Here is a 5987-nt window from a genome sequence, read left to right on the forward strand (position 1 = left end):
CAACTGCTGGCTTTTTACTATTTAGGCCCTTATAGATAGCTTATTTTTGGCTCTTTTCATCTGATTACTTCTTCTTATTTTCCCTATCAAATTTTAAAAGCTGTCTTTTAGCCAATCTTCTTCTTGTCTCTCATTTAAATTATTTAATATATTCAGCATAAAAAAATCCCCCTCTGCTTTAAGCGGAGGGGGATTTAGAATTAATGAGCTGGCGATGACTTACTCTCACATGGATAACTCCACACTACCATCAGCGCTAAGAGGTTTCACTTCTGAGTTCGGGAAGGGATCAGGTGGTTCACTCTTGCTATTGTCGCCAGCACAACTGTTTATGACTATTCGTTGGGTCTAACCTCAGAGCAGTGCTCTTCGTGCCTAACTTTCATCAAATGAGTTATTAACAGGTATATTTGAGTTGATTTTAACATAAAGCATAGCTTTATGTCTTGCGCTCGGACAAACATAATTAATGTTTGTTTATTCCTCGCTCATGTATCTAGCTTTATAACTAAATCAAGTTGTTTGCAGTGATTTGAACCACAACACCAACTGTTTGGGTGTTGTATAGTCAAGCCTCACGAGCAATTAGTATTGGTCAGCTTCACATATCACTATGCTTCCACATCCAACCTATCAACGTCGTAGTCTTCAACGGCTCTTTAGAGGACATAAAGTCCTAGGGAAATCTTATCTTGAGGTAGGCTTCCCGCTTAGATGCTTTCAGCGGTTATCCCTTCCGAACATAGCTACCCGGCGATGCGACTGGCGTCACAACCGGTACACCAGAGGTTCGTCCACTCTGGTCCTCTCGTACTAGGAGCAGATCCTCTCAAATTTCCAACGCCCACGGTAGATAGGGACCGAACTGTCTCACGACGTTCTAAACCCAGCTCGCGTACCTCTTTAAATGGCGAACAGCCATACCCTTGGGACCTGCTTCAGCCCCAGGATGAGATGAGCCGACATCGAGGTGCCAAACACCGCCGTCGATATGAACTCTTGGGCGGTATCAGCCTGTTATCCCCAGAGTACCTTTTATCCGTTGAGCGATGGCCCTTCCATACAGAACCACCGGATCACTAAGACCTACTTTCGTACCTGCTCGACTTGTGGGTCTCGCAGTTAAGCGCGCTTTTGCCTTTATACTCTACGCGTGATTTCCGACCACGCTGAGCGCACCTTCGTACTCCTCCGTTACTCTTTAGGAGGAGACCGCCCCAGTCAAACTACCCACCAGACATGGTCCTCGCTCCGGATAACGGGACAGAGTTAGAACCTCAATATTACCAGGGTGGTATTTCAAGATTGGCTCCACCGAAACTAGCGTCTCGGTTTCAAAGCCTCCCACCTATCCTACACAAGTAAGATCAAAGTTCAATGTCAAGCTGCAGTAAAGGTTCACGGGGTCTTTCCGTCTAGCCGCGGGTACACCGCATCTTCACGGCGAATTCGATTTCACTGAGTCTCTGCTGGAGACAGCGCCCCCATCATTATGCCATTCGTGCAGGTCGGAACTTACCCGACAAGGAATTTCGCTACCTTAGGACCGTTATAGTTACGGCCGCCGTTTACTGGGGCTTCGATCAAGAGCTTCGCTTACGCTAACCCCATCAATTAACCTTCCAGCACCGGGCAGGCATCACACCCTATACGTCCACTTTCGTGTTTGCAGAGTGCTATGTTTTTAATAAACAGTTGCAGGGGCCTGGTTTCTGTGGCTGCCAATAGCTCAAGGAGTAAATCCTATCACCGTCGGCAGCGTACCTTCTCCCGAAGTTACGGTACCATTTTGCCTAGTTCCTTCAGCAGAGTTCTCTCAAGCGCTTTGGTCTACTCGACCTGACCACCTGTGTCGGTTTCGGGTACGATTCCTATGTAACTGAAGCTTAGAGACTTTTCCTGGAAGCATGGTATCAGCCACTTCACTGTACAAGTACAGCTTGCTATCAGTTCTCAGCATAGAGTACCCCGGATTTGCCTAAGATACATGCCTACAACCTTCCACCTGGACAACCAACGCCAGGCTGACTTAACCTTCTCCGTCCTCTCATCGCATTACATAGAAGTATTGGAATATTAACCAATTTCCCATCGACTACGCCTCTCGGCCTCGCCTTAGGGGTCGACTCACCCAGCCCCGATTAACGTTGGACTGGAACCCTTGGTCTTTCAGCGTGCGAGTTTTTCACTCGCATTGTCGTTACTCACGTCAGCATTCGCACTTCTGATACCTCCAGCATACTTCTCAATACACCTTCATCGGCTTACAGAACGCTCCCCTACCACTTGCAATAAATTGCAAATCCGCAGCTTCGGCATATAGTTTTAGCCCCGTTACATCTTCCGCGCAGGCCGACTCGACTAGTGAGCTATTACGCTTTCTTTAAAGGGTGGCTGCTTCTAAGCCAACCTCCTAGCTGTCTATGCCTTCCCACATCGTTTCCCACTTAACTATAATTTTGGGGCCTTAGCTGGCGGTCTGGATTGTTTTCCTCTTGACTACGGACGTTAGCACCCGCAGTCTGTCTCCCGGATAGTACTCATTGGTATTCGGAGTTTGCATCGGTTTGGTAAGTCGGGATGACCCCCTAGCCGAAACAGTGCTCTACCCCCAATGGTATTCGTCCGAGGCGCTACCTAAATAGCTTTCGGGGAGAACCAGCTATCACCGAGTTTGATTAGCCTTTCACCCCTATCCACAAGTCATCCCCTGGCTTTTCAACGACAGTGGGTTCGGTCCTCCAGTTAGTGTTACCCAACCTTCAACCTGCTCATGGATAGATCACCCGGTTTCGGGTCTACACCCAGCAACTAAACGCCCTATTAAGACTCGATTTCTCTACGGCTCCCCTATGCGGTTAACCTCGCTACTGAATGTAAGTCGCTGACCCATTATACAAAAGGTACGCAGTCACCGAACAAGTCGGCTCCCACTGCTTGTATGCATGCGGTTTCAGGATCTATTTCACTCCCCTCACAGGGGTTCTTTTCGCCTTTCCCTCACGGTACTGGTTCACTATCGGTCAGTCAGGAGTATTTAGCCTTGGAGGATGGTCCCCCCATATTCAGACAAGGTTTCACGTGCCCCGCCCTACTCGACATCATCATATAAGCCCTTTCGTGTACAGGACTATCACCCACTATGGTTGCACTTCCCAGAGCATTCCACTAGAACTTATATGACTTAATGGGCTTTTCCCCGTTCGCTCGCCGCTACTGAGGGAATCTCAATTGATTTCTTTTCCTAAGGGTACTGAGATGTTTCACTTCCCCTCGTTCGCCTCGTATGACTATGTATTCATCATACGATACCTGCCTTATGACAGGTGGGTTTCCCCATTCAGAAATCTCCGGATCACAGGATATTTGCCGCCTCCCCGGAGCTTATCGCAGGCTATTACGTCTTTCATCGCCTCTGACTGCCAAGGCATCCACCACATGCACTTAATTACTTGACTATACAACCCCAAACAGTCGTTAATCCCTACAAGTAGGATTAAGACAGTCTATGATGATTTCTCATCACTTCCTTACAGTTTGTTGTTCTGTGTACTTAAACACTGTACAGCTTCAATTCAATTCACATACCAAAACGCTTGATTCAGTTAATTTCGCTAGTAACTCATTTCTTTAATCTTCATCAATCAGTAATAAATCACTGTTAATGTCGATCTTAAAAACGAGTATGAACAAATTATTTCAACTCAAATATATTCTGTTAATGATTTTTCCAGCCTTCGTCAGGTCAGGAAACTGCGATAAATCACAGAAGTTAATAAGCTTTAACTTACTAAGTTCTATAATCTATGGTGGAGACTAGGAGAGTCGAACTCCTGACCTCCTGCGTGCAAAGCAGGCGCTCTACCAACTAAGCTAAGTCCCCAGCTTATCAATAAGTCAATGTCTCTGTTTTTCTGTATTCAGCATTTAACAATGCTTGTTAGTCAGATTTGGTGGGTCTGACAAGACTTGAACTTGTGACCCCACGCTTATCAAGCGTGTGCTCTAACCAACTGAGCTACAGACCCTCAGATACATCGTCATGAAGAACAACTTGTTGTGGATTCTTACCAATCGTCAATCTTTCGTTAAGGAGGTGATCCAGCCGCAGGTTCCCCTACGGCTACCTTGTTACGACTTCACCCCAGTCATCGGCCACACCGTGGTAAGCGTCCTCCTTGCGGTTAGACTACCTACTTCTGGTGCAACAAATTCCCATGGTGTGACGGGCGGTGTGTACAAGGCCCGGGAACGTATTCACCGCGGCATTCTGATCCGCGATTACTAGCGATTCCGACTTCACGGAGTCGAGTTGCAGACTCCGATCCGGACTACGATCGGCTTTTTGAGATTAGCATCCTATCGCTAGGTAGCAACCCTTTGTACCGACCATTGTAGCACGTGTGTAGCCCTGGTCGTAAGGGCCATGATGACTTGACGTCGTCCCCGCCTTCCTCCAGTTTGTCACTGGCAGTATCCTTAAAGTTCCCGGCTTAACCCGCTGGCAAATAAGGAAAAGGGTTGCGCTCGTTGCGGGACTTAACCCAACATCTCACGACACGAGCTGACGACAGCCATGCAGCACCTGTATGTAAGTTCCCGAAGGCACCAATCCATCTCTGGAAAGTTCTTACTATGTCAAGACCAGGTAAGGTTCTTCGCGTTGCATCGAATTAAACCACATGCTCCACCGCTTGTGCGGGCCCCCGTCAATTCATTTGAGTTTTAGTCTTGCGACCGTACTCCCCAGGCGGTCTACTTATCGCGTTAGCTGCGCCACTAAAGCCTCAAAGGCCCCAACGGCTAGTAGACATCGTTTACGGCATGGACTACCAGGGTATCTAATCCTGTTTGCTCCCCATGCTTTCGTACCTCAGCGTCAGTATTAGGCCAGATGGCTGCCTTCGCCATCGGTATTCCTCCAGATCTCTACGCATTTCACCGCTACACCTGGAATTCTACCATCCTCTCCCATACTCTAGCTTCCCAGTATCGAATGCAATTCCTAAGTTAAGCTCAGGGATTTCACATCCGACTTAAGAAGCCGCCTACGCACGCTTTACGCCCAGTAAATCCGATTAACGCTCGCACCCTCTGTATTACCGCGGCTGCTGGCACAGAGTTAGCCGGTGCTTATTCTGCGAGTAACGTCCACTATCCTAGAGTATTAATCCAAGTAGCCTCCTCCTCGCTTAAAGTGCTTTACAACCAAAAGGCCTTCTTCACACACGCGGCATGGCTGGATCAGGCTTTCGCCCATTGTCCAATATTCCCCACTGCTGCCTCCCGTAGGAGTCTGGGCCGTGTCTCAGTCCCAGTGTGGCGGATCATCCTCTCAGACCCGCTACAGATCGTCGCCTTGGTAGGCCTTTACCCCACCAACTAGCTAATCTGACTTAGGCTCATCTATTAGCGCAAGGTCCGAAGATCCCCTGCTTTCCCCCGTAGGGCGTATGCGGTATTAGCATTCCTTTCGGAATGTTGTCCCCCACTAATAGGCAGATTCCTAAGCATTACTCACCCGTCCGCCGCTAGGTCAGGTAGCAAGCTACCTTTCCCCGCTCGACTTGCATGTGTTAAGCCTGCCGCCAGCGTTCAATCTGAGCCATGATCAAACTCTTCAGTTAAAATCATTAGTAGCTTATGGCTACAAATCTTGGCTCATCAATTTTCTGACAAATATTTCTCAAATAAACTTCGAGTAATTCTTACCATCAATCAATGAAATATTTTCGATCGATCAATCAGTAAAAATCCACACAAGTTGTTCTTCATAATCTCTTAATGATCTTCTTGCTGATTCGTCATCAGCAAGCTAGGTCGGCTATACTACTCTCTTTCAAGAAGAAGTCAACTGGTTTTGTTAATTATTTTTAAACTTATTCAAGACTTTCAGATTCTACCGCTTGGGCTAAATCCTTGTTTCTCAACAAGTTTTAATCAACATCACCGCCGATGGATGTGCATTCTACAGCATTTCTAATCCA

General features: G+C 47.4%; 2 tRNA genes and 3 rRNA genes. All 5 read right to left on the reverse strand.

The features are described 5' to 3' along the window. Positions 1–206: 206 nt before the first annotated feature. A 5S ribosomal RNA gene (rrf, locus tag H8S01_RS13735) occupies positions 207–321 on the reverse strand. Between the two features lie 243 nt (positions 322–564). After that, positions 565–3458 (reverse strand): 23S ribosomal RNA (locus tag H8S01_RS13740). A gap of 349 nt (positions 3459–3807) precedes the next feature. Then, a tRNA-Ala gene (locus tag H8S01_RS13745) sits at positions 3808–3883 on the reverse strand. 68 nt (positions 3884–3951) lie between these two features. Next, a tRNA-Ile gene (locus H8S01_RS13750) sits at positions 3952–4028 on the reverse strand. Between the two features lie 61 nt (positions 4029–4089). After that, positions 4090–5627: ribosomal RNA gene (locus tag H8S01_RS13755) — 16S ribosomal RNA — on the reverse strand. Together the 16S, 23S and 5S rRNA genes with 2 tRNA genes alongside form the textbook arrangement of a ribosomal RNA operon. Positions 5628–5987: the final 360 nt, after the last annotated feature.

The sequence above is a fragment of the Lachnospira hominis (ex Liu et al. 2021) genome (assembly GCF_014287955.1).
GTDB lineage: Bacteria > Bacillota > Clostridia > Lachnospirales > Lachnospiraceae > Lachnospira > Lachnospira hominis.